The sequence below is a fragment of the Rhizobium sp. Leaf453 genome, from assembly GCF_001425605.1.
In the GTDB taxonomy this organism is placed as follows: Bacteria; Pseudomonadota; Alphaproteobacteria; order Rhizobiales; family Rhizobiaceae; genus Pararhizobium.
Genome location: NZ_LMRG01000006.1, coordinates 1 through 23,949, shown reverse-complemented (window position 1 = coordinate 23,949; position 23,949 = coordinate 1). Strand labels below are relative to the sequence as shown.

The 23,949-nt window shown below is 56.1% G+C and carries 13 protein-coding genes and 1 pseudogene; 9 read left to right on the top strand and 5 right to left on the bottom strand.

What is annotated here, in order from left to right; genetic code table 11:
• The first annotated feature begins 381 nt into the window (after positions 1-381).
• From ASG68_RS08800 to ASG68_RS08785, 3 genes are all read left to right on the top strand, one after another.
• Complete coding sequence (locus ASG68_RS08800; RefSeq protein ID WP_156384843.1) at positions 382-819, top strand: response regulator; 438 nt, start codon at positions 382-384, stop codon at positions 817-819.
• Positions 816-1,025, top strand: coding sequence for a hypothetical protein (locus tag ASG68_RS32025; RefSeq protein WP_062603610.1), 210 nt, complete (start codon positions 816-818; stop codon positions 1,023-1,025). Before ASG68_RS08800 ends, ASG68_RS32025 begins: the two co-directional genes overlap by 4 nt.
• A gap of 946 nt (positions 1,026-1,971) precedes the next feature.
• A complete protein-coding gene (locus tag ASG68_RS08785; RefSeq protein WP_062603614.1) occupies positions 1,972-2,316 on the top strand; it encodes a hypothetical protein in 345 nt (114 codons plus the stop codon).
• Between the two features lie 1,434 nt (positions 2,317-3,750).
• Here the strand turns inward: ASG68_RS08785 and ASG68_RS08770 are convergent.
• On the bottom strand, positions 3,751-4,743 hold the full coding sequence (locus ASG68_RS08770) for a helix-turn-helix transcriptional regulator (RefSeq protein WP_156384842.1): 993 nt from the start codon (positions 4,741-4,743) through the stop codon (positions 3,751-3,753).
• A 228-nt stretch (positions 4,744-4,971) separates the two neighbouring features.
• On the opposite strand from ASG68_RS08770, the gene ASG68_RS08760 reads away from it, so the two are divergent.
• From ASG68_RS08760 to ASG68_RS08735, 6 genes are all read left to right on the top strand, one after another.
• The gene (locus ASG68_RS08760; RefSeq protein WP_244484159.1) at positions 4,972-6,141 is read left to right on the top strand and encodes a helix-turn-helix transcriptional regulator; all 1,170 of its coding nucleotides are present in this window, start codon (positions 4,972-4,974) and stop codon (positions 6,139-6,141) included.
• Positions 6,142-6,552: 411 nt separating this feature from the next.
• Entirely contained in the window at positions 6,553-8,616 is a 2,064-nt protein-coding gene (locus ASG68_RS08755) for a beta strand repeat-containing protein (protein WP_062609501.1), read from the top strand.
• Positions 8,617-9,505: 889 nt separating this feature from the next.
• A complete protein-coding gene (gene ugpB, locus ASG68_RS08750; RefSeq protein WP_062603624.1) occupies positions 9,506-10,813 on the top strand; it encodes a sn-glycerol-3-phosphate ABC transporter substrate-binding protein UgpB in 1,308 nt (435 codons plus the stop codon).
• Positions 10,814-10,902: 89 nt separating this feature from the next.
• Positions 10,903-11,784, top strand: a complete 882-nt coding sequence (gene ugpA, locus ASG68_RS08745; RefSeq protein ID WP_062603626.1) for a sn-glycerol-3-phosphate ABC transporter permease UgpA — start codon at positions 10,903-10,905, stop codon at positions 11,782-11,784.
• A 9-nt stretch (positions 11,785-11,793) separates the two neighbouring features.
• Positions 11,794-12,642, top strand: a complete 849-nt coding sequence (gene ugpE, locus ASG68_RS08740; protein ID WP_062579387.1) for a sn-glycerol-3-phosphate ABC transporter permease UgpE — start codon at positions 11,794-11,796, stop codon at positions 12,640-12,642.
• A complete protein-coding gene (locus ASG68_RS08735) occupies positions 12,642-13,688 on the top strand; it encodes a sn-glycerol-3-phosphate import ATP-binding protein UgpC (RefSeq protein WP_062603628.1) in 1,047 nt (348 codons plus the stop codon). The genes ugpE and ASG68_RS08735 overlap by 1 nt, the downstream gene beginning before the upstream one ends.
• Before the next feature lie 664 nt (positions 13,689-14,352).
• Here ASG68_RS08735 and ASG68_RS08730 read toward each other — a convergent pair.
• The 4 genes and pseudogenes from ASG68_RS08730 to ASG68_RS32970 all read right to left on the bottom strand — a co-directional run.
• Positions 14,353-16,023, bottom strand: coding sequence for a response regulator (locus ASG68_RS08730; RefSeq protein ID WP_062603631.1), 1,671 nt, complete (start codon positions 16,021-16,023; stop codon positions 14,353-14,355).
• 10 nt (positions 16,024-16,033) lie between these two features.
• Positions 16,034-22,285, bottom strand: a complete 6,252-nt coding sequence (locus ASG68_RS08725) for a HAMP domain-containing protein (RefSeq protein WP_348271814.1) — start codon at positions 22,283-22,285, stop codon at positions 16,034-16,036.
• 816 nt (positions 22,286-23,101) lie between these two features.
• On the bottom strand, positions 23,102-23,758 hold the full coding sequence (locus ASG68_RS08720) for a hypothetical protein (protein ID WP_062603632.1): 657 nt from the start codon (positions 23,756-23,758) through the stop codon (positions 23,102-23,104).
• Between the two features lie 47 nt (positions 23,759-23,805).
• Positions 23,806-23,916: pseudogene (locus ASG68_RS32970) on the bottom strand (alcohol dehydrogenase); the annotation flags it as partial.
• Between the last annotated feature and the right edge of the window lie 33 nt (positions 23,917-23,949).

Below are 23,949 nucleotides of genomic sequence, written 5' to 3'. Positions count from 1 at the left end.
GCCGGCACTTCGCCTTATCGACGTCGATTCAAATGATGAAGAAATCAGCTGCCGGGGCGAGGTTGTCAGGCCGGCGAACTTGATGGCGGCGTAGCTGCCGCCAGACTCGTCACGGTTGTTAAACGAGCCGCCGATTCACCGGGCCATTTTTCGACACTACCCACCACCAACGATCCCGGGAGCGCGGGCATTCTCAACTCCTTCCCGTTAACGGACAGGGCGACCGTGCATTAGGAAAATCAAAGTTAAATTAGTTAATATCTGTCCGCGCCCTGAAGGCGTATAATCACCTCACCAGTCCCACTACGCCTTCCCTTTCCTCGGCTGCGACTGTTTAAGAGACGAATCTGCTCTTGCCCCAACGTTTAAAGGAGCAGAGCTGTGTCTCTACTTGATACTGTGGACGTGCCTTCTCGACGGATTATGGCGGCATCTGGCCGGGCTGAAGTCGTCCTCGTCGTCGAGGACGAACCATTTATCGCGATGGATATCGATGAGGTCTTAAGAGCCGCCGGACTTACGGTCGAACTCCATTCGTCGCGATCTGACGCTTTGAAATGGCTTGAAAACCGTTGCCCTGCCACGGCAGTGCTTGACCTACACCTGCGTGATGGCGACGGCTTGGCGATCGCGGCTGTCTTACAATCGCGTGGCATTCCCGTGATCTTTTGCTCCGGCGGAGATCCGTCGGACCTTCCGAAAGACTTTAAGACCGCCGCTTGGGTCCGTAAGCCGTTCATCGACGGGGAACTGGTTACTGAGGTGCGGCGAGCCATCGAGACGTGCGAGTTCCAACAGCAGATCGAGCAAAGAGCATGACAGATGTCGAAAGCAAGATGCGCCGGCGCCGTGGCGCATCCCCACGCGGTGAGTTCGAAGCGGCGAAAACTTTCGCAACGGCGAGTGAAGACGCGCGCATCGCGAAGACGAAACGCAAATCAGAGGCACTCCGGGCGGCGCGACTGACGCGCGCGCAATCTGAAGCCGATCAGAAGCAGGCCCAAGCTGAGGAACACGCATTATGAAGAAGCCAGACCGAAGTCAAAACCTCTTGGACCAGCCCAGGAATGCTTATGAAACCGGTACTTCCTCTGGAGACACTCTCGAGATCATACGCGCTGCATTTCGCAAAAATGCGGAACTCACGGAAGACGATGCGATACTGCATCTGCGCTTTCTGACCAAGGGAGTTGGATCACATTGATTTGCTGAGCGGGGACGCGGTAACCTCGCTTCAAACGCACCGTGTTTTAGGTAACCCTTAAGGCGCTTGGTTCTCCAAACCTGAAACACTTCGCGGATGCGGGACGCCGCTTCTCCGTTCGTCTCCCCGCAGCAACAAATTGCCGGTTCCTCAACCCTCCCCCCCGGACACGTGGGAGGGGTTTTGGTTTGAGGTTGGGGATTGGGTGGAAAAACGGAAAAGGACTCCGGTTGGATCCGGCGGGAGCCTAGCCTGCCCGGAGTGTTCGAATATTGCGGGCAAATCCCCGTTTCACAGAACGCTCCTGCCCGTCAACGTTTACACGCAAGCGGGGGCGTGATCATCGCAGAGAAAATTTGCCGAGGAATTGGTTATTGAGGTGCGGCGAGCCATCAAGACGTGCGAGTTCCAATAGCCGCTCGAGCAGAGAGCATGACAGAGGTCGAAAGCAAGATGCGCCGGCGCCGTGGCGCATCCCCTCGCGGTGAGTTCGAAGCAGCGAAAAGTTTCGCAACGGCGGGTGAAGACGCGCCGCAAGGCTGCGGGCAAGAAAACTGCGGTATTGCGGGAGACCCGTCAGATGGTGGCGCGCGATCGCGCGTAAATTCAACTGACCACCGAAAGTTCCCGCACCATAACGTGATGGCGCGCGGGGCACCAACTAAGGTGCTAAGCGGAACGTAATCTGTTGCCGGAGGTTGAGATGGCAATCGCTACAGCAAACCTACCGATCACGGAGGCACTGGCAGTGGTTTATGGAGTCAACAATGAACAAAACACTCACGCTCGCTCTGGCCGCAGCGCTTTCGGCGCTACCGGTTGCAGCCACTTCGGTATTTGCCCAGACAGCGACCGCGACCGCACCAATGATGGCCGATGACATGGTAACTATTGTCAATGTCGAGCAGTCAGGTACCGACAACGACAATTCGCAAAAGCAGATTCCGGCACAATTCCAGAGTGCAACGCCGGCAGCCATGAAAATGGCGCAGGATGAGCTTTCGAAGGATATGGCGCTCGTCGCTGTTCTCCAGAAGAAGAACGTCACTTTAACCAACGTCGTCGGTGTGCAGACTGCTGCGAATGGCGGCAAGATTGTTTATGTGAAGTAGCCATACGGTGGAGATAGCCATTAACGTTTACTGACCGCGGATGAACTGGCGACAACCACGATGGTAGGAGGGCCGGAGCGCAAGCGCCGACCCTCTTCTATGTTGAAAGTTGTCAGCTGATATTGCGGGTTGAGCAAGCCCCTTTTTCGACAGTTCTGCAATCGAAACATTGCGGCTTTGGCTTCTATGCCCAACATGACGAGAGTGTTTGTGACCAGCGCACCTCGCAGCACAATGGCGACTATGACGTTTTCCTCGGCCTGTTCCTGGCCGAGAGACCCAGCATTTCAAAACCGGTGGCGGGGGCCGCGGTTGCGCCAGTTTGCCGACCCGGCAATCATACCCCTTCGAAGAGCCGAATAATCTGCGCGCTCCTCAAAATGAGCGTACAGTGTTTTTGTCGCCGGCCTTCCACGGGCTCCGTCGCTTGAGAGACCATCGCGCTCCCGCCCATAGCAGAGGAACGACGATGGCGATATCCAGTGAACTGATTGGAAGCGATTTGGTCAACATGTTGAGGCGAGTCCTTGTCACTGAGTGCGCAAGACGTGAAATAAGCCCTGACAACCTAACGGGGCAAGATTTGGCCCTCGTGCTGAGTCATGCATTCAATTCGGGGATGACGGAGGAAAACGAACTCGTCGTCCTCCTTCGAAATCTATCTGATTGAAGACGGGAACTGGGAGGCACGTATGCGCAGAACTACCAAAACAGCCGCTAAAGAATATCATCATGAACTTAGGCTTGGCATTGTTGCGGGGTGCTTCTCTTTTCCGATCGGGTACCTCATTGCCTCTCTGTTCACAGCCGAATTGGGGTGGACCGCTATGTTGCCAGAATTGCTCACAGCAATGGTCCTCGGTGTCGGCGGATTGATCCTCGGCAGTATTTATGGAGGCCGGATGGATCGAGCATCCGAGAAAGCCGCGTCACGCAAGCGCACGAGGCCCTCCTCAACGGGACGAGAGCATTCGGCATGGTAGAACCGCGCATGCAAGACGCTTGGCAATAAAACGGTGTCAGGTTCCTAATCCTCGCCCCCGCACGTACGGCCATCATCAGGTCTCCCCGATAACAATTGCCGTGCTTGGTGGGCGGATAGCGCGCAGGGTCTCAGTGTCGACGGCGTTTGAAGCGGGCGCAATCGCGTAAAGGTTGAATACTTTCGCCCCAACAAAGGAGGACGGTCATGTCTTCAATCATTCCCCGCGACTGTCTCGAAACGGTCGAACTGCAAATGCTCTGGCGTGTGCTCGAGCTTGCCGGCTAGTGAGGTACCGAGTCTCAGGTCGATGCTCATGGTAGCAGGGATGCCGCGAAATTCCTCTTGAAATTGTTTCAGAGCGGCATCTACACCGAGGAAGATCTTGTCGCGGCACTCAATGGCGCTACCTGTAGGGTCAACTGAACGGAAGTAGCTCGGCGGAGTCTGTGTCAACAAAGCGCACGAGGACTGCACCCAAACCGTTTTTTGAAACTGCGATTGAAATACGAGATGTCGTTAAAGCCGACTTCAAGAGCAATGTCGCCAATTCGCTTCTCTTGGTACCGCGTGTCCATCAGCATCGCCCTCGCGTCTTGCAGGCGCAGCTCCAGGATCCGTTCGGACAAACTGTCCCCAGTTGATGCCAACAGGTCTTGCACATAACGGGCGGACAGACCGGTCCGCAAGCCAATCGATGACGCGGACAGCGCCGGATTTCGGTAATTGCTCCTGATGTACTTCGTTACCGCCTGCAGTCGGGCGGCGCGCAGTCCCCTCGTGTTGGCAAGCTCGGCATCGTCGCCCTTCGCTCCGGTCTCCAATCCTACCAGATCGATTATCGTGTCGCCGATATGATCGATCAGAGCTGAACCCGGGAGAGGACTTATCGTATCGACCATCGCCAGATAGTTGTGAAGCAGTCCGAGCGCCTCGTTGCTCGACCCTATCACTAAACCTTGTCTCTCCTCGATCCTAGCAAACCTGTCGTCAAGGATTTTCCTTGGCAAGACAAGATTTGCCCAGACGTTGTGGTCCCCACCCATGAACTGCTGGGGCTGGCACGCGTCGAGGAAGGCGCTGCGGGTTTCCATTACAACGTCGTTTCTCCGATAGGTCCCGCCGATGACCGACTGCCCGAGATTCATCACCAACAAGTATGCATCGAGCGAATTGGTACGGATACTCTGCGGTGTGCGGGTGACGCGATTAACTGTCCCGGACATTCTGGCCCAAGTTAGCCTGCCTATGACACTTGCCTGCAAAGTCGCCTCGAACGGCATTTCGGAGATCCCAACCTCCACCATCCCGACTTCGGCGAAATGGATATCGCGCCACAGGTAGAACCGATCTCGATCGCTCAGATGCTCGGGCAAATTTGCCGATGAGAATTCCTGACTTGACGGCATGGCAGGCCCTGCTGAATTCTTTTGAGCAACAGACACGAGCGCTCCCCGGAGAGCAGAGCGTCGGATGCAAGGACAATGATCGCGGGTTGCATTTACAGCTTTCGCGTTTATTACCGCGCTTTCTTGTTTGGGTCGTCACCCAAAAGTATGACGCGCGGGGCAATCCGTATATGGTCGCCGAGTGTCCTTGCCAAAAACAGGGAGGCGACAGATACGGTATAGTCATTCAAAGCAACTGATCGATTTTTAGATGACGAGGTTTCAATGTTGACGAGGTTTTCTGCTGAACAACTTTCGTCAATTATCGGCGATATCTATGATTGCGTTCTCGATTCAGATGGTTGGGTCAGCGTTTTAAACCGCATAACGCAGGCGACGAACTCGGCTTATACCACCATAGCGCTCGCCAGCACAAAGGATAGCCATGCCCGGTTCGCCGCGCATTCGACCTGGGATACCGAACAGTTGCGGGTGCTTCAACACGAATACGGCTTTCAAGACATCCCCGGCCTTATGCCCGCAGTCGTTGGCGAACTTGACATGCCTCTAACAACCCTTTCCTGCCTCAGCGAGCCGGAACTGCGCGCCACGCGGTTCTATCGTGAATGGGCTGGACCGCAAGGCTTACGCGAAGCGTGCATAGTCAAATTCGTTGACACCTCCGATCGGCTTGGGCTACTTGGCACCACTACCTATGCCAACCGTGACGTTATTTCCGGCGCGGAGCAACGCTTCATGGCTTTTCTCTCGCCGCATCTGCGTCGGGCGGCCCTAATCGGAGACCTACTGGATCAGGCGCGTCTTACGGCGCAGTTTTATCGAGAAACTTTAAATGCACTCGCTACGCCAGTTGCCTTCACCGACGCCGAAGGAAGGCTTCTGTTCGCAAACTCCAGCGCAGAGCGACTGCTGTCCGCTGAAACTCCGATCCTCACGCGCAACGGCATTCTTCAACCGCAAAACCCCGGAACGAGCGGCGCGCTTTCGACCGCGATTGCAGCAGCATGTCAAGCGGATGTCAGCCTTGGCGCGCGGGGGATTGGGCTGCCGATCTCAATGCCGGGCGAAGCGCCAGCAGTTGCCTATGTCTTGCCGCTCACGCCCGGCACGGCGCGTGCCGCGTTCCGCCCGGCGCGGGCAGCCGTTTTCGTCTCGACGATGATCTCGACGACGCCCGTTCCCGAGGCCGTGTTGATCACACTGTTTGACCTGACACCAGCGGAGGCCCGCGTTCTGCGTACAATCGGCGGCGGGGTTGGTGCTGCTTCGACCGCTAAGACGCTCGGAATTGGCGAGAACACCTTGAAGACCCACCTCAATCGCATCTACGCCAAAACCGGGACCAGCCGCCAACAGGATCTCGTCAAGCTTATTGCCGACATCGAAGCGCCACTGACCGCGTCTGGGCTCGATATGCCTGTACCGTCGGCCTAAATCCCTGGCCACCTGCCTGACATCCCGTGAGACAGTCCGGCGGCATTAGGCCAAAATGGTGTTGTGCGCAGCATTTGTCGTCCTGGAAAAGGCCGTGAAACTGCCAAGGCGCTAATGGAAATTACTATCGAGTGGCGTTGTCCAAAAAGTGCGTGGCGTAGTCCAAGACGTCCAGAAATCTCTGTGCGATAGCTGTTTCAATCAATCGTCCAGCCACCGGAATTTGCGGAATGCGGAAACAATATTGCGTGCGGCAAAGCCACGGCACCAATGTCACTCGAACCCTTCCCGTACTCTTTGGATCCGACGCTTCCTGCGTTGGCGAAAGATTGGCCGCGCTGATCTGACAGCCGACCCAACATTTTTCGGCCACTGCGCCCCTTCATCGGAAATCACTTAAGGATGCAATCAATGCCTGTCTACATCACCACACCTCAAACCAAAACTTTCTATGTCGATGAATCGAACCAGGGATGGGTTCTCAGCAATACTGGGTCGATCGTTTCAGCAAACGGTCACGGCATCGTCAACAATGACGCCTTCCACGACAGCGTGATTACAGTCGCGGGTAATATCGTGGCCAACGCTATGTACAGAGATGGCATTCTTTCCAACGGTTCGAGTGCCACTATCAAGGTTGAGGCCGCAGGGACTATCCATGCCTACAGCGGCATAGCCATCTACGGCGACAAGACAACCGTGCAAAACCAGGGACAGATCACGGCTGAACGCTTGGGGATCTACGTCAATGCCGACGACGCCTGGGTTCTCAACGACGGCGCCATCAACGCGAATGTCGGTGTGTATTTCGAGAACACGCATGGCAATTCGGCGTTCGGTAACACCGGGACGATCACGGCCGACAGGGGATTTGTGGTCCAAAACGGGGACGCAGATATAACGCTAGGCACTAAGAGCTTCATCGACGCAAAGTCCGTCGGAATTGACCTTTCTGAGAGTTCCGCATCTCCTAACGGGATTGCCAATGACGGCCTTATCAAATCCGCCGATATCGCGATCAAGGGAGGTTCAGCCAGCGACCGCATTGAGAACACGGGAACGATCGAAGGCAAAATCATTCTGGGCGACGGTGATGATATGTTTGACAACCGGGGTGGCACGATTGACCATGCCGTCGACGGTGGCGCTGGCAATGATTTCTACGTTTTTGGCGAAACCAAATTTGCGATCATCGATAGTGGCGGAAACGACACGATTGGCACCGGCCATTCCTACACGCTTGCCGCCGACAACATGATCGAAAATCTCTATCTCGTCGGGTCAGACGACATCAATGGCACGGGCAACGCCTTTATAAACATCGTCACCGGGAATGTCGGCAACAACGTTCTCTACGGGGGCAATGACTCCGTTGTTGATACATTGATCGGGTACAAAGGAAACGACACCTATGTACTGGGATCTGGTCACGATGTCGTCCAAGAAGTCGGAAAGTCTGATGTGGTATCGTCAGACAGCGGCGTGGACACCATCACCTCAACGATCAGCCGTTCGCTTGCGGTATTTACGTTTGTCGAAAATCTCAAGCTGCTCGGAACTTCAAATATCAATGGTACGGGCGACAACACTGCGAATGTGATTACCGGCAATTCGGGCAACAACATTTTGGACGGTGGCGTCGATACAGAAATCGACACTCTGAATGGAGGCGCGGGTAATGACACCTATGCGCTGGGGTCGGGCAGTGACAAGGTCACCGATGCCACCGGGATCGACACGATATCCACCCTGATTTCCCGTAACCTCTCTAAATATGTGACGATTGAAAACCTGAGGCTTCTGGGTGCTTCAAATATCAGCGCGACTGGCAACACGCTGGCCAACACGCTCACCGGCAATTCCGCAGCCAACGCGCTTTCCGGCGGAGCTGGAAACGACGTGCTGATCGGCGGCGCGGGCGCCGACAAGTTGGATGGCGGAGCGAATTCCGACACAGCATCCTATAAGGGTGCTTCCGCCGGAGTCGTTGCTAATCTCTCCAATAGCTCGGCGAACACCGGCGATGCGAAGGGAGACATTTTTGTCTCGATCGAAAATCTCGCTGGGTCGAGCCACAATGATACGCTGATTGGAACCACGGGAGCCAACGTGTTGATCGGGACGACCGGGGCGGACAGGCTATCCGGTGGCACCGGAGCCGATACTTTCCTATTCAAAGCCGCAGGTGACAGCTCGCTGGGAGTTGCAGGCCAGGATACGATCTACGATTTCAGCCACGCGCAAGGCGACAGAATCGGCCTGGCGGGGATCGACGCCAACACATCTTCATCGGGAGACCAGGCGTTCATCTTCAAAGGCACTGGTGCATTCGGAGGCGGCAAAGGTGAACTGCACTTCGAAAAACAGGCCTCAGACACGTATGTCTATGGTGATATCAATGGCGACAAAGTTGCCGACTTTGCTTTGCATTTTGACGATGCCATTTCATTCCAAGCAAGCGACTTTATCCTTTGAATTCCATTATGCCAACTGACGGGAGGTGGACAAGACCTCCTGTCAGACGTTCAGATGAGTTTATGAGCCAGCTGAAATGTTTCTGTTAAGGTTGCGTTCACGAAATCGCCCAACAGCATGCTGACTGAGCGTTGCAGCGACCTCCAGACGACTATCCAGATGTACGACTTGCTCCCCGTCGTCGTAGTTACTATCGGTCGCTCTGAAGGGGATTCAACTTGCGACATGCTAGTTTGAATTGCATCGAGCTGGTCAAAGGGCCAACCGTAATGCGTTGGCGGTCACCCGGCCGGCATATTCGTTGTGCTAGGCTCTGAACTTTGTCGCGACGACCGGCCGAACCTTCCAGATATTCTGCACGACAGCTTCGACTTGACGTAACAAGCTTGTCAACTCCGGCTCACGAATCAAAGCATATGATTGAGATGCGGGGCAACCCATTACAACGCGAGCTGACGTTTCTCCGAATAATTCATACATTCGACCTCAAGTAAGCGGACCTGGACGATAGAGGGAACTCGAGCATACTTTAGCAGATTACGTCGCCAGAACGATCTGTGGTCGCATCTTGCTGCAATTGCGTGCAAGTAAATATCTGATTTCCGTCTCGATATTTTTAAAAGAAAGAGTTTGACACGCCAGCTCGTCTAATGCAGCTTTTGCACACGATTGCAAAAAAGAAATGGCGGGAGGCGCCGTTTGAGTTCGATCTCGTGGACCAACATCGCAACCACATTTTCACGCTCTGGAAAATGACCACTTCGCCTCTATGTGACTTTTGGAGTGGTTTGAGTTGCCAGCTTGATGCCAAAAGATTTCGTGTCGGTCGAGGAGGACTGCCACGGGAAGTACAAAACACCTGCGTCCTTTTTGATAAGTGGAGGAAATCATGTTCAAACGTTCGCTGGCCGCCTCAACGGCCCTTTTCGCGTTGACGCTGACAATGCCTATCGGCGCTTACGCTGCCACCGATCTGCAGTGGTGGCACGCGATGACTGGCGCCAACAACGAGGTCGTCAACCAACTGGCCAAAGAGTTCAACGAAAGCCAGAGCAACTATACGATCACACCCGTCTTCAAGGGCACCTACCCTGAGACCCTGAATGCGGGCATCGCAGCATTTCGCTCAAATCAGTCGCCCGCCATCATCCAGGTCTTCGACGCCGGCAGCGGGGTTATGATGGGGGCGGACGGAGCGATCATGCCAGCAGCGGACGTGCTGCAGAAAGGAGGCTACACGTTCGACAAGTCGCAGTACCTCGCTGGTATCGTAGCCTACTATTCGAAGCCGGACGGCACCATGCTGTCATTCCCGTACAATTCGTCTTCGCCGATCATGTACTTCAATAAGGACATTTTCGCCAAGGCTGGCCTTGACGCTGAAAATCCCCCAAAGACATGGCCCGAGGTGTTCGAGGCAGCAAAAAAGATTAAGACCAGCGGCGCGGCATCCTGCGGCTTAACGTCGACATGGCTGACCTGGATCCAAACCGAGAATCTCGCTGCTTGGAACAATGTCGCCTATGCCACCAATGAGAACGGGCTTGCCGGTAACGACGTGAAGCTGGAATTTAATTCGCCGCTGTTTGTTCAGCACTTCCAGGCAATTGCCGATCTCGCCAAGGACGGCACGTTCCGCTACGGCGGACGTACGTCTGAAGCAAAGCAGCTCTTCATGTCAGGCGAATGCGCTATCCTGACGGAATCTTCCGGTGGGTTGGGTGACATTATCAAGTCGGGTGTCAAATACGGCATTGGTCAGCTTCCCTATTATGAAGGGCACGGACCGCAAAACACCATTCCAGGCGGCGCCAGCCTCTGGGTCTTTGGAGGCAAGAGTGACGAGGAATACAAGGGTGTCGCGCAATTCTTCAATTTCCTTTCACAGACCAAGATTCAGGCACGCCTGCATCAGGTGTCAGGCTACATGCCTGTGACCAACGCCGCCTATGAAGAAACCAAGAAATCCGGCTTCTATGACAAGAATCCGGGCCGGGAAACGCCAATCCTGCAGATGATGGGCAAGGCCCCGACGGAAAATTCCAAAGGCGTGCGCCTCGTCAACCTGCCGCAGGTCCGCGACATCATGAACGAGGAATTTGAGGCGATGCTAGCGGGTAAGCAGGATGCAAAATCAGCACTCGACAAAGCGGTCGAGCGTGGAAACGCGGCAATCGCTGATGCGATCGGCAACTAACACATAGCATGCGTTCCCGCGCCGCTCGCAACTCATGCGGGCGGCGTATCGGTCCAAAGTTTGCCGCCCCGTCGCCCGAGGATGAAGCTGTGCATTCTGTCGCGTTCCCTAACAAGATCCTGCCCTATCTGCTGGTCGCCCCGCAGATCGTGCTGACACTGATTTTCTTCTTCTGGCCCGCCAGCCAAGCGCTGTACCAGTCGATGGTGCGCCAGGATCCGTTTGGCCTTAAGAGTGGCTTTGTTGGTCTTGCCAACTTCAAAAACGTCTTGTCGGACCCCAACTATATCCATGCGCTTCAGGTGACCGTCGTTTTCAGCGTTCTGACGGCCATCGTCTCGATGGGTGTCGCACTGCTTCTGGCGACCGCCGCCGACAAGGTGGTCAAAGGACAGGGCTTTTATCGCACGCTCTTGATCTGGCCCTATGCTGTGGCGCCGGCGGTTGCAGGCATGCTCTGGCTCTTCATGTTCAATCCGGCCATGGGAACGCTCGCCTATCTCCTGCGGCGCAACGGCTTCGCTTGGGATCCCCTGCTTAACGGAAATCAGGCAATGGCGCTGGTCGTGGTTGCGGCGGCGTGGAAACAGATCAGCTACAACTTTCTGTTCTTCGTGGCGGGGCTTCAGGCCATTCCGAAATCGCTCATCGAAGCTGCGGCGATCGATGGTGCACGTGGTAACCGCCGCTTCTGGACCATCGTCTTTCCGCTTCTTGCACCGACGACGTTTTTCCTGCTGGTCGTCAACACCGTCTATGCCTTCTTCGACACGTTCGGCATTATTCATTCGGTAACGGGCGGCGGCCCGGCCAAAGCGACAGAAACGTTGGTCTATAAGGTCTACAATGATGGCTTCGTCAACCTCAACCTGGGATCCTCGGCGGCGCAATCCGTTATCCTGATGATCATCGTGATCGCCTTGACAGCGTTCCAGTTTCGTTTCGTCGAGAAACGAGTTCATTATGGTTGAGGGCAAGAGATGATCGAAAAACGCCCCATCGCCAGCCTGTTCGGCCACTTCATCCTCATCGTCGGGATCATCATCGTCGCATTCCCGATCTACTACACCTTCGTCGCCTCGACGACGACATCCGAGGCGATCATCCGCCCTCCCATGTCGTTGCTTCCAGGCGGTCACATGGTTGAGAATTATACGCAAGCGATGTCCGGAGGCGTTGAGCGTGTCGTTGGCGTCAGCCTCGAACGGCTGCTTTTCAACTCTTTCGTGGTCGCCATCGCCATCGCCCTAGGAAAGATTATCATCTCCTTCCTCTCTGCGTTTGCCATCGTGTTTTTTCGCTTTCCCTTTCGTATGGCATTTTTCTGGATGATCTTCGTCACGCTGATGCTGCCAGTCGAAGTTCGCATCCTACCGACATACAAGGTCATCGTCGATCTTGGCCTGATCGATACTTATGCGGGCCTGACATTGCCCCTCATGGCTTCGGCGACAGCGACTTTCCTGTTCCGACAGTTCTTTATGACCATCCCTGGAGAACTGGTCGAGGCGGCGCGCATCGACAACGCAGGACCTTTCCGCTTTATGCGCGATATCCTATTACCACTCTCGAGCACGAATATCGCCGCCCTGTTCGTCATCCTGTTCATTTATGGGTGGACCCAATATCTCTGGCCCCTGCTCGTTACCAACGACGCGAAAATGAACACGATCATCATCGGGCTACGACGCATGGTGGACTTTACCGACGCATCGACGCCCTGGAACTACGTCATGGTCACGGCGATCCTGGCAATCATTCCACCAATTCTCGTCGTCGTGCTGATGCAGCGCTGGTTTGTTAAAGGTCTTGTGGAGACGGAGAAGTAATGGCCGATATTGTCCTCAACGACGTTCGCAAAAAATATGGCTCGGTTGACGCGATCAAGGGTGTTTCGCTGAACATTGTTGACGGGGAATTCGTGGTTCTGGTTGGCCCATCAGGATGTGGAAAATCTACATTGCTGCGCATGATGGCAGGACTCGAAAGCATCACGGGCGGAGACATCTCAATAGGGGGTCGTGTCGTCAACGCTCTGGAGCCATCGGAGCGCGATATCGCCATGGTATTTCAGAACTATGCGCTGTATCCGCACATGACGGTGCGACAGAACCTCGCCTACGGCCTCAAAAACCGCAACACCCCCAAGGAAGAGATTGATCGGCGCATTGCTTCTGCCGCAAGCGCCCTGGAGATCGAACCGTTTCTCGAACGCAAACCGCGTCAGCTGTCCGGTGGCCAGCGCCAGCGGGTTGCCATGGGTCGGGCCATCGTGCGTGAACCCGCCGCCTTTTTGTTCGATGAACCTCTTTCTAACCTCGATGCAAAACTACGGGTTCAGATGCGCGTCGAGATCAAGCGGCTCCAGCGCTCGCTGGCGACAACCAGCGTTTACGTCACCCATGACCAGATGGAGGCCATGACCTTAGCCGACAGACTTGTGGTGCTGAATGCCGGTCGCATCGAGCAAGTCGGCACACCGATCGAGCTTTATGAGAAACCAGAAACGACGTTCGTCGCGACGTTCATCGGGTCACCATCGATGAACCTTTTGCCGATGGAAATCTCGGCAACCTGGTCACTTGCAGAAGCGTCAGCCGTTCCCTCAGGAAGCATAACCCTGGGTGTACGCCCGGAGGACCTCCATCTGCTAGAGCCGGGCTCCCCGGACGGTGGGCTCAAAATCGACGTAACCGCCGCCGCCGTCGAACTGGTCGGTGCCGAGAGCTATGTACACTGCGTTCTGCACAATCAGCAGCCAATCGTGTTTCGCGTTCCGGGACGATCCAGGATTGTTGTCGATGAGCCGCTTATAGTTCATGCAGATTTTGACAGTCTGCACTTCTTCGATGCGACAGGGAAGCGGTTGGCCTAGGGATCGACACCCCAGTATCCACAGCCTAGATCTGTCGAGTGTCGATGGCCGAGGTAGCCGTTGGAAGGTGGTTGCCGGCAATGCAGGCCACGGTCGAGATGATGATTTGCTCGGCCTCACGTTTGGAAAGACTTGCTCGACGCTGTTCGCAGAATGTGACGATGCGTGTAAAGGAACGGCGAAATAGCGAGCATCAGAAGCGCGACCAAGATGTGGCCAAGGAGGAGGGTTGCAAGCCCGCCCGTCCTATCCCGATCTGTACCGATGCACAGCAGGCCGAGGTCACCGAGGAAGCAGCCGATCCATCAAGAACGCCGTACGGGAGGTCCCCCGGTAAGAGGTCGTCGCGCTGTCTAGCGGCAGGGTCATGCCAAGCTTAAACGAACCGCCAACGCCAAAGGCCACGATCGGAATGAAAAGAAAATGGCGAGAGAGTCGGGAATGCGGCTACGATGCGGTCCCTTTCGACAGAAGACGCCAGTTCTGGCCGCTGATCAGAAGGCCGTCCTGAACAGCGTAAGATGCCCAGTTGTCTCTGCGGGAATCGTTGCCGCCGTTCTGCTTACGTCTTCGAGGAGGAAGCGACGACGTCCGAAAGCCAACCGCAGCTTTCTCACCACTCTTGAAGCCGGCCACATTCTTGCGTTAGACCAGCGGGAAACCGTCAAGCGGCCGTCGCGCGACCGGTAATCGCCCGTTCAACAGTTACCTGCAGTTGTTCTTGCGTAAACGGCTTTGTCATTCGCAAAAGCCGCGCGAGCCCCTCGTCGTCTGGAAGTTCGGCATAGCCGGACGCCAAGATCACCGGTAGGCCGAGGTACGAGGAGAAAATCAGGCGGGCCAGTTCCGCGCCGGTCATGCCAGGCATGGCTTGGTCGGTTATAATAAGATCGAATTTCGGTCCCGATCCGAGGATCTCCAGTGCGCTTGCCGCCGAGCATGCCTCAACGGTGGTGTGGCCAAGATCCTCCAGCATGGCCGACGTTCCCATGCTCACAAGAGGATCGTCGTCTACGACGAGGATCCGCAGCGAGTGCTGGGAATCAGGAATGTCATATACGGTCTCCGGCAATGGCACCGCTGCCGCAACACTTTCGGCGATCGGCAACCAGAGGCACACATTCGTCCCTTCGCCCTCAACACTCGACAAAGTCAAAACACCACCCGACTGCGCGGCAAGCCCGTGGACCATCGACAAGCCCAGGCCGGTTCCCTTGCCCAGCCCTTTTGTCGTGAAAAACGGCTCGGCGGCGCGCGCCGCAGTGGCTTCGTCCATGCCGTCGCCGTTGTCGGATACAGATATCCGCATATACCGACCGGCGGGTAGCGTGTCAGGCCGAGAGATACCAGTTTCTTCCGCCGAAACGACAATCGTACCACCACCGTCCATCGCGTCGCGCGCGTTGACGAACAGGTTGAGCAGAGCCAATTCAAGCTGATTGCGATCAACCAGAAGGGGCGGAAGCCCTGCCGGAATGTGTTTCCTTGTGTCGATGCCAGGTCCCAAAGCTTTAGCCAGGAGGTCTTCGATGTTTTGAAAGAGTTCGAAAAAATCGACCGCTTGCGGCTTCAGCTCCTGCCGGCGTGCAAACGCAAGCAAACGCTGGGTCAGCGCTGCACCCCGCTCTGCAGCCTGTATGGCGTTTTTGACGAGTCGCTCGCTCTTGTCGTCCCCCGGAAGCCGCTTTTTCAGAAGGTTCAAACTGCCAAGGATTGCCATAAGCAGATTGTTGAAATCATGGGCGACGCCACCGGTCAACTGCCCGATGGTATCGAGCTTTTGCGCCTCGAACAATTGCGCAAGTGCTGCCTCGCGCTCGAGCGTCCGCTGGCTGATGCGCTGTTCGAGTTCTTCGTTGAGCTGCCGGAGTTGATTCGATGACGCCTCGAGCTCGGCGGTACGCTCACTAACCCGGTTCTCTAGGTCCGCGTTGAGACGCTCGAGTTCCCTAGTTTTGCGATAGAGGTCCGCAAACACGCGCACTTTTGCACGCAGCACTTCGGGAACGATCGGTACCGATACGTAATCGACCGCACCCGCAGCATAACCCCGAAGCCGGTCGGGCTCCGCCATCATGACTGCTGAGACAAAGATTATTGCGGTATTCTGATATCGAGGATGCTCGCGTATCATGCTGACGAGTTCGAACCCGTCCTGCTCGGGCATGCAGACATCCACGAGGATAACGGCAATCTCGCTGCGAAGAAGATGCTCAAGCGCTTCCCGACCAGACTGGGCCTTGATCAGGTTCTCTCCCAAATCCTGGAGAACCACTTCGTAGCTTAGCAGCTTTGCCGGCTGGTCATCGACCAAGAGGATGTTGACAGGGTTCATGGGAAAATCCTCACCGATGCAGCCACATACGCAGAGCTGAAAGCAGTTGTTCGGTGTTGACTGGCTTTGCGAGGTAATCGGACGCGCCCGCCTCCAAACATTTCTCGCGGTCTCCCTTCATTGCTTTGGCCGTGAGGGCGATGATCGGAAGGCGCCGAAACCTCGGATCAGAGCGTATAACCTGCATCGTTTCATAACCGTCCATTCCCGGCATCATGATATCCATAAGAACGATGGCGACCGCCGGATCTTTTTTGATGATGTCAATAGCCTCGCTGCCGGTCGTCGCCGTTAGCACCCGCATACCCCGTCGTTCTAACACGCTGCTGAGGGCAAAAATGTTACGCGCGTCGTCATCAACGAGCAACACGGTTTCCCCGACCAGGTCCTCGTCCGAGCTGTGGAGTTCTTCAAGCATCATTTGTTTGGCCACAGGCATGTCGGCAACGACCCGGTGAAGGAACAGCGCGGTTTCGTCCAGAAGCCGCTCGGGAGACTCCACGCCTTTCACCACGACGCTTCGTGCCATCGTGTGGAGTTTGGCATCCTCCTCCGGCGAAAGTTCGCGGCCCGTAAAGACAACGACCGGTACCTCGGCAATGTCATCATCGTCGCGCATCTTTTCGAGAATTTCGAAACCCGACATGTCCGGAAGTGAAAGATCGAGGACCACGCAGTCAGCGGGGTCGTGCTTGAGCGCGAGAAGCGCCTCTGCACCCGATCCGACGCTCGTGATGTCGATGTCACTGTCGCCAAGAAGCGCCGTGACGCTCAATCGCTCAGCCTCGCTGTCCTCAACGAGAAGAAGCCGTTTGCGGCGGGGAGCGGCGTAGTTCATCAACCGCGAGAACGCTTTCCCAAGACTATCGGTGGTGGTTGGCTTGCTCATGAATGCGAACGCACCTCGAGTCAAACCATGTTGCCGGTCCTCGTCGAGACTAATGATCTGAACCGGAATATGGCGTGTCGTCGCGTTTTGTTTCAATTGGCTGAGCACGGTCCATCCAAGCATGTCCGGAAGGAAAATGTCCAGCGATATCGCGGCAGGTTTGTACTCACGGGCAAGATTGAGGGCGTCGGTGCCACGCATAGCGACCAGCACCTTGAAACCGCTGTCATGCGCAAGATCGACAAGTACCCGGGCGTAGTGCGCGTCATCTTCGACGATCAGCAGGACCGTATCCGTGTCCGCGATGCTGTGACGGTCGTCGTCTACCAGTTCAGCGGTTCTTTCAGCCCGGCGCGCTGCTGCGGCTTCTGCAAGCTGGACGACGTTGCTGTCTGGAGGCACGAGCTTGGGAAGTGTGGCTGCGGCGCCAACATATGTCAGAGGCAGATAGAGCACGAATGTGCTGCCGACGCCTGGCGTACTGCGGAGCTGGATTTCGCCGCCGAGCAGGTTGGCAAGCTCTCTGCTGATCGCAAGACCAAGCCCCGTCCCGCCGTATTGCCGGCTTGTCGACGCATCGGCCTGCTGGAATGCCTCGAATATGAGACGCTGTTTTTCGGTGGGGATGCCAATGCCAGAGTCGGATACCTCGAAGGCTATAACCGACGGGGCGTGTTTCAGCGACGGATGATCGGTGGACCAACCTTGCGCTACCGTATCGACCTTCAGCGTGACGCCGCCTTGCGCCGTGAACTTGAAAGCATTGGACAAAAGATTCTTCAGGATCTGCTGGAGCCGCTTGGAATCGGTTATGATGCTGCGCGTGACATCCGGCCCGACTTCGATCGTGAAGGACAGATTGCGGTTGTCGGCCTCGTGTTTAAACGGACGCGACATGACCTCAAGCAGGTTGGTGATGAAAATTTCTTCTGCATCAACGGACACGGTTCCCGACTCGATTTTTGACAAGTCGAGAATGTCGCTGATGAGGTTCAGGAGATCGGTTCCGGCACCATGGATTGTCTTTGCGAACTCCACCTGTTTGCCGGACAGATTGCCGTCGGGGTTTTCACCCAATTGCTGGCCGAGAATCAGGATCGAGTTGAGCGGCGTACGCAACTCGTGTGACATATTGGCGAGGAATTCGGATTTGTACTTCGACGTGAGTGCGAGCTCGGTCGCCTTTTCTTCCAGCGCGTGACGGGCCTGCTCGATTTCCTGGTTTTTTGCCTCTACCTCAACATTTCGCTCCTCGAGCTGCTGCGCTTTTTGCTCCAGCTGTTCGTTGGTCTGCTGCAATTCGCGCTGCTGCGTCTGCAGTTCGGTCGCCAGCTGCTGGGATTGCTTCAGCAGGCCTTCGGTCTGCATCGTCGCTTCAATCGAATTCAGAACAATGCCGATGGAGGTCGTCAGCTGGTCCAGGAAGGACAACTGGAGCTCGGTGAATTCGCCTGCGGATGCAAGCTCGATCACCGCCTTGACCTGGCCCTCGAAGTGAACAGGCAGAACGATCGCGCTCTTGGGCAAGGTTGAAAAAACCCCCGAGCTGATCGGCACGACATTATCCGGCAGATTGGTTATGAGAATCCGGCGAGCATCGATGGCGCATTGCCCGATCAGACCTTGGCCAAAATCCAGCCGTGGCGGATGCGTTGCGTCGATACCATGGGCGTAGGACGAAAGCAGGGATAGCACTGGTTGCCGACCCTCGTCGGCAACCTGATAAATCACGCCCTGGTGCGCTCCGACGAGCGGCGCCAGTTCTGAAAGGAGCATTTTTCCGACCAGCGTCAGGTCTCGCTGGCCCTGAAGCATGTTGGTAAATCGCGCCAGGTTGGTCTTTAACCAGTCTTGCTCGGTATTCTGATCCGTCGTCAGGCGCAGATTGCCGATCATGGTATTGATATTGTCTTTCAGTTCGGCGACTTCACCGCGCGCCTCGACCTGGATCGACCGGGTGAGGTCGCCCTTGGTGACGGCGGTAGCAACCTCGGCGATCGCGCGGACCTGGGTCGTCAGGTTGGCGGCCAGCAAGTTGACGTTCCCTGTCAGGTCCTTCCACGTCCCTGCCGTGCCAGGCACATTTGCCTGACCGCCGAGGCGCCCTTCGACGCCGACTTCACGGGCCACCGTCGTCACCTGGTCAGCGAATGTGGCAAGCGTCTTGGTCATGTTGTTGATGGTTTCGGCGAGCGCTGCCACCTCGCCCTTCGAGGCCACGGTGAGGTTTTGCTCGAGGTCTCCGTTCGCAACTGCCGTCACAACCTTGACGATACCGCGCACCTGTTCGGTGAGGTTGGCGGCCATGACGTTGACGGTATCGGTCAAATCCTTCCACGTGCCTGCGACGCCCGGAACTTGCGCTTGACCACCAAGCTTGCCTTCCGTACCGACTTCACGCGCCACGCGCGTTACTTCGCCTGCAAAAGCGTTCAGCTGGTCCACCATGGTGTTAATGGTGTTCTTAAGCTCGAGGATTTCGCCCTTCACGTCGACAGTAATCTTGCGCGACAGGTCGCCGCGCGCCACGGCGGTGGTGACTTCGGCGATGTTGCGTACTTGCGTCGTGAGGTTGGCGGCAAGAAGGTTGACGTTGTCGGTTAGGTCCTTCCAGGTGCCGGCGACGCCCGGGACGACGGCCTGCCCTCCAAGCCGTCCGTCGGTGCCGACTTCGCGCGCCACGCGCGTCACTTCGCCGGCGAACGAGCGAAGCTGATCGACCATGGTATTGAGGGTGTCCTTCAGTAGCAGGATTTCGCCGCGGACGTCGACGGTAATTTTGCGGCTGAGGTCGCCGTTGGCGATGGCGGTCGCGACCTCGGCGATATTGCGTACCTGCGCCGTCAGGTTGCCCGCCATTGAATTGACGGAGTCGGTTAGATCTTTCCATGTGCCGGCAACACCTGAGACCTGTGCCTGACCGCCAAGCTTGCCTTCGGTACCGACTTCGCGGGCAACACGGGTCACTTCTCCGGCAAATGCGTTCAACTGATCGACCATCGTGTTGATGGTGTTCTTCAGTTCAAGAATTTCGCCCTTCACATCGACGGTGATCTTGCGTGATAGGTCGCCGCGGGCAACTGCGGTGGTCACCTCGGCGATATTGCGTACCTGTCCAGTCAGGTTGGAGGCCATTGAGTTGACGTTCTCGGTCAAGTCTTTCCATGTCCCGGCGACGCCTGGAACCTGCGCCTGGCCGCCGAGCTTGCCTTCGGTTCCAACTTCGCGCGCCACGCGCGTCACTTCGGAGGCAAAGCGGTTTAGTTGGTCGACCATCGTGTTCAGCGTTTCCTTCAACTGAAGGATTTCGCCTTTCACATCTACGGTGATCTTTCGGCTAAGGTCACCGTTGGCAATTGCCGTCGAAACTTCGGCGATGTTGCGCACTTGCGCGGTCAGATTTCCGGCCATCGAATTGACGGAGTCGGTGAGATCTTTCCATGTCCCGGCCACCCCAAGGACGTTCGCCTGACCACCGAGACGACCTTCGGTGCCCACTTCACGCGCCACGCGCGTGACTTCTCCCGCAAATCCATTCAGCTGGTCCACCATCGTATTGATGGTCTCCTTCAGCTCGAGAATTTCGCCGGATACGGTCACGGTAATTTTTTTCGACAGGTCGCCCTGTGCAACAGCCGTGGCCACCTCCGCGATGTTGCGGACCTGACCCGTCAGGTTGGACGCCATGGAATTGACTGAATCTGTCAGATCCTTCCACGTTCCGGCAACGCCCTTGAGTTGCGCTTGCCCGCCCAATTTTCCTTCGGTGCCAACCTCACGCGCCACGCGCGTCACCTCGGATGCGAATGCATTGAGCTGGTCAACCGTTGTGTTGATCGTCTCCTTCAGTTGAAGGATTTCTCCTTTCACATCGACGGTGATTTTTTTCGACAGGTCACCATTTGCAATAGCTGTGGACACTTCAGCGATATTGCGAACCTGCGCCGTCAGGTTGCCGGCCATCGAGTTGACGTTTTCGGTAAGGTCCTTCCACGTCCCAGCCACGCCAAGCACGTTGGCCTGTCCCCCAAGGCGTCCCTCCGTGCCCACTTCACGCGCCACACGCGTCACTTCGGATGCAAAGGCGTTCAGCTGGTCGACCATCGTGTTGATGGTTTCCTTGAGCTCAAGGATTTCGCCGGAAACTGTAACGGTAATCTTTTTGGACAAATTCCCATTGGCGATCGCCGTCGATACCTCAGCGATGTTGCGTACCTGCGCCGTCAGGTTGGAAGCCATTGAATTGACGTTGTCTGTCAAGTCCTTCCAGGTCCCTGCGACGCCAGGCACTTCGGCTTGGCCGCCCAGCCGCCCCTCCGTGCCGACTTCGCGCGCCACGCGTGTCACCTCTCCCGCAAAGCCGTTCAACTGATCGACCATGGTGTTGATGGTTTCCTTAAGCTCCAATATTTCACCTGAAACGTCGACCGTGATCTTGCGTGAAAGGTCGCCGCGCGCAACCGCAGTCGTCACCTGAGCAATGTTGCGGACCTGGGCCGTTAGGTTACCGCACATTGCGTTGACCGAGTCGGTCAAATCCTTCCACGTACCAGCAACGCCCGGGACGAGTGCTTGTCCGCCCAGCTTCCCTTCTGTTCCGACCTCCCGCGCCACACGCGTGACTTCCGACGCGAACGAACGGAGCTGATCGACCATCGTGTTGATCGCTTCCTTGAGTTGCAGAATCTCACCCCGCACATCAACGGTGATTTTCTTCGACAAATCGCCGTTCGCGACCGCGATAGTCACGTCGGCGATATTTCTTACCTGCGCGGTAAGGTTCGATGCCATGGAGTTGACGCTTTCTGTCAGATCCTTCCAGACTCCAGTCACTTCGGGAACCTGGGCTTGGCCGCCGAGCTTGCCGTCCGTGCCAACTTCGCGTGCGACGCGCGTGACTTCGGAGGTGAAGACGCTCAACTGTTTGATCATTGTGTTGACGATGTCGGCTGAGCGCAAAAACTCGCCTTTCAGAGCGCGGCCGTCGACGTCGAGCGGAACAGTCTGCAGAAGGTCGCCTTTGGCGACTGCGGTGATCGTGCGGGTGACGGCAGCAGTCGGCCAGACCAGATCATCGATGAGGGTATTTATGGAGCCTTCCATGTCCGCCCAGGAACCGTCGGAAAGCCCAAACCTCACCCGGGTGCTGGTTCGTCCGTCACGGCCCACGACTTGGCCAACATTCTCCAGTTGTGCTGCCATCTTTTCGTTAGCAGCAATAATTTCATTTAAAGTGTCGGCGATCTTACCCGTAACTCCAGTCAAATCTGACCGCATCCGGGCCGAGAAATCGCCCCGTTTCACAGCAAGAAGTGCTTCGAGCAGCGCGCGCGCGTCGGTCTCCGCCACTGCGGCCTCTTTGAGGTCAGGTATGTTGCGCGGATTCGAGTCCAGTTGAATGTCAGTGCCCAGTTTGCTCACGATAATCCCCTGTCTGAAAGTGTTGCGGAGTCTAAAGCCCCATTTCTAAAAAAGCCATGGGAATCAGGTGACGACCTTGATTAGTTAAACCTCCGTTGAAGGCTGTATCTCAATGCATCGGCTTCACAACCACGGTCCATGTCGAACGCCTCACCCGCTATTCGAAATCATCGGCGAAGAACCGGAGTAGAAGACCTGTCACGCCATCCTCGGCATCACTGACTAGGGAGCCGAGATCATGCAAGAAATGAAGTTTACCCGGATTTGGACCCCGGGCTTCTTGCAGCCACCCGGGCAGTCAAACATGACAAAATGCCGCGCTACGGCACTGTTGGGCGTGGCTGGACCTTGACATAAACGACGACGCCGGTGTTCTTCATACGACGCTCGACACAAAGGTCGACGAGCCAGCCAAGTGCCATCAAAATCGGACCGAATATCGACATCAACGACACACCGGGACCGGAAGTACTCGACAAGCTGTGCACACGAACTGGTTTGTCGCCGGAGGAAATCCTCAGCCACCTGAGCCGCGATCTGCTCAAGACAGTCGATGCGCTCACACGTATGGCTACACTCCCCCGGATGAAAGAATAGGGGACAGCGGTCGGCGATCGGTACCTTCCAAGGCTCACATCATTTGAGGCTTTCGATCCCCGTTCGATGAGCGGCCGTTGGGCAGACTTTCTATCCCTACGAGAGCTGAATACACTAACACGCCATAGATGAACTACGGGTCTTCGTTGCATTGGGGCATCGCATGACAGTTTAGCGCAATCTCCGTTTCATCATCATAGTCGCCAGAGGGATTGCCGCTGTGGTGACCGAGCGAAAGCGCAGCTTTCGAAGCCTTCTTGTCAAAAAATATGAACCAGCGACCAGCGCTCCGAACTTCGCCCAAGGGTGCGCGCCCAATTGCGACCGCGCGCCTGCGTCAACCCACACCTTGCCAGTTTTTGCAACGAGTCCGACTTGTGAAGTTATGATAGCCAGCCGTGCCCTCAGCAGATCAAGTTCCATTAGAAGAGCTTCACGTTGAAGCCGCGCCTTGTCTGCGGGAGACACAGGTGTCGCCGAAACTGGTGCTCCGCTCTCTTGTTCGGAGAGGAAGACTTCATCGCGCGGGATGTGTCCCCCTCCCGACAAAACGCTCGAGGGGCTAGGGTCTGAACTGCCCTTTCCAGATTGATCGTCTGCCTGGTCGGCCCAGGAGGCACCGGTATAGCCTCCTTGGAGGTTTAGCATATACTTCTCAATATCGCCCCCGCAGGCTTGTTTCAACTCGGCTACGGAATAGCCGGCTGCCTCAGCTTTCAACCAGAGCGCTTTTGCTTCCAGTTGATAGTCAGATTTTTCCGACGCGTCCTTTTGAAAGCTGACCAGTTCCGGGATTGTGGATTTCAACCAATCATCTATGTGTTGCATGTTAACTCCCCGTGCGTTCATACTTGCTGGCGTGTTCAGCATGGCGACTATGGCCTGAGCACGACCTTGATCACGCCATCCTCCTTATCCCGGAATTTCTTGTACATTTCAGGTGCATCCTCCAGCGAAGCGGGATGCGTTACCACAAAGCTGGGATCGAACGATCACGGAACGTTGCCGAGATCGCCCTT

Bases quoted from the DNA above. Each gene is read 5' to 3' on its own strand.
- ASG68_RS32025 (WP_062603610.1), top strand. From the start codon at position 816: ATGACAGATGTCGAAAGCAAGATGCGCCGGCGCCGTGGCGCATCCCCA.
- ASG68_RS08785 (WP_062603614.1), top strand. From the start codon at position 1,972: ATGAACAAAACACTCACGCTCGCTCTGGCCGCAGCGCTTTCGGCGCTA.
- ASG68_RS08760 (WP_244484159.1), top strand. From the start codon at position 4,972: ATGTTGACGAGGTTTTCTGCTGAACAACTTTCGTCAATTATCGGCGAT.
- ASG68_RS08755 (WP_062609501.1), top strand. From the start codon at position 6,553: ATGCCTGTCTACATCACCACACCTCAAACCAAAACTTTCTATGTCGAT.
- ugpB (WP_062603624.1), top strand. From the start codon at position 9,506: ATGTTCAAACGTTCGCTGGCCGCCTCAACGGCCCTTTTCGCGTTGACG.
- ugpE (WP_062579387.1), top strand. From the start codon at position 11,794: ATGATCGAAAAACGCCCCATCGCCAGCCTGTTCGGCCACTTCATCCTC.
- ASG68_RS08735 (WP_062603628.1), top strand. From the start codon at position 12,642: ATGGCCGATATTGTCCTCAACGACGTTCGCAAAAAATATGGCTCGGTT.
- ASG68_RS08730 (WP_062603631.1), bottom strand. From the start codon at position 16,023: ATGAACCCTGTCAACATCCTCTTGGTCGATGACCAGCCGGCAAAGCTG.
- ASG68_RS08720 (WP_062603632.1), bottom strand. From the start codon at position 23,758: ATGCAACACATAGATGATTGGTTGAAATCCACAATCCCGGAACTGGTC.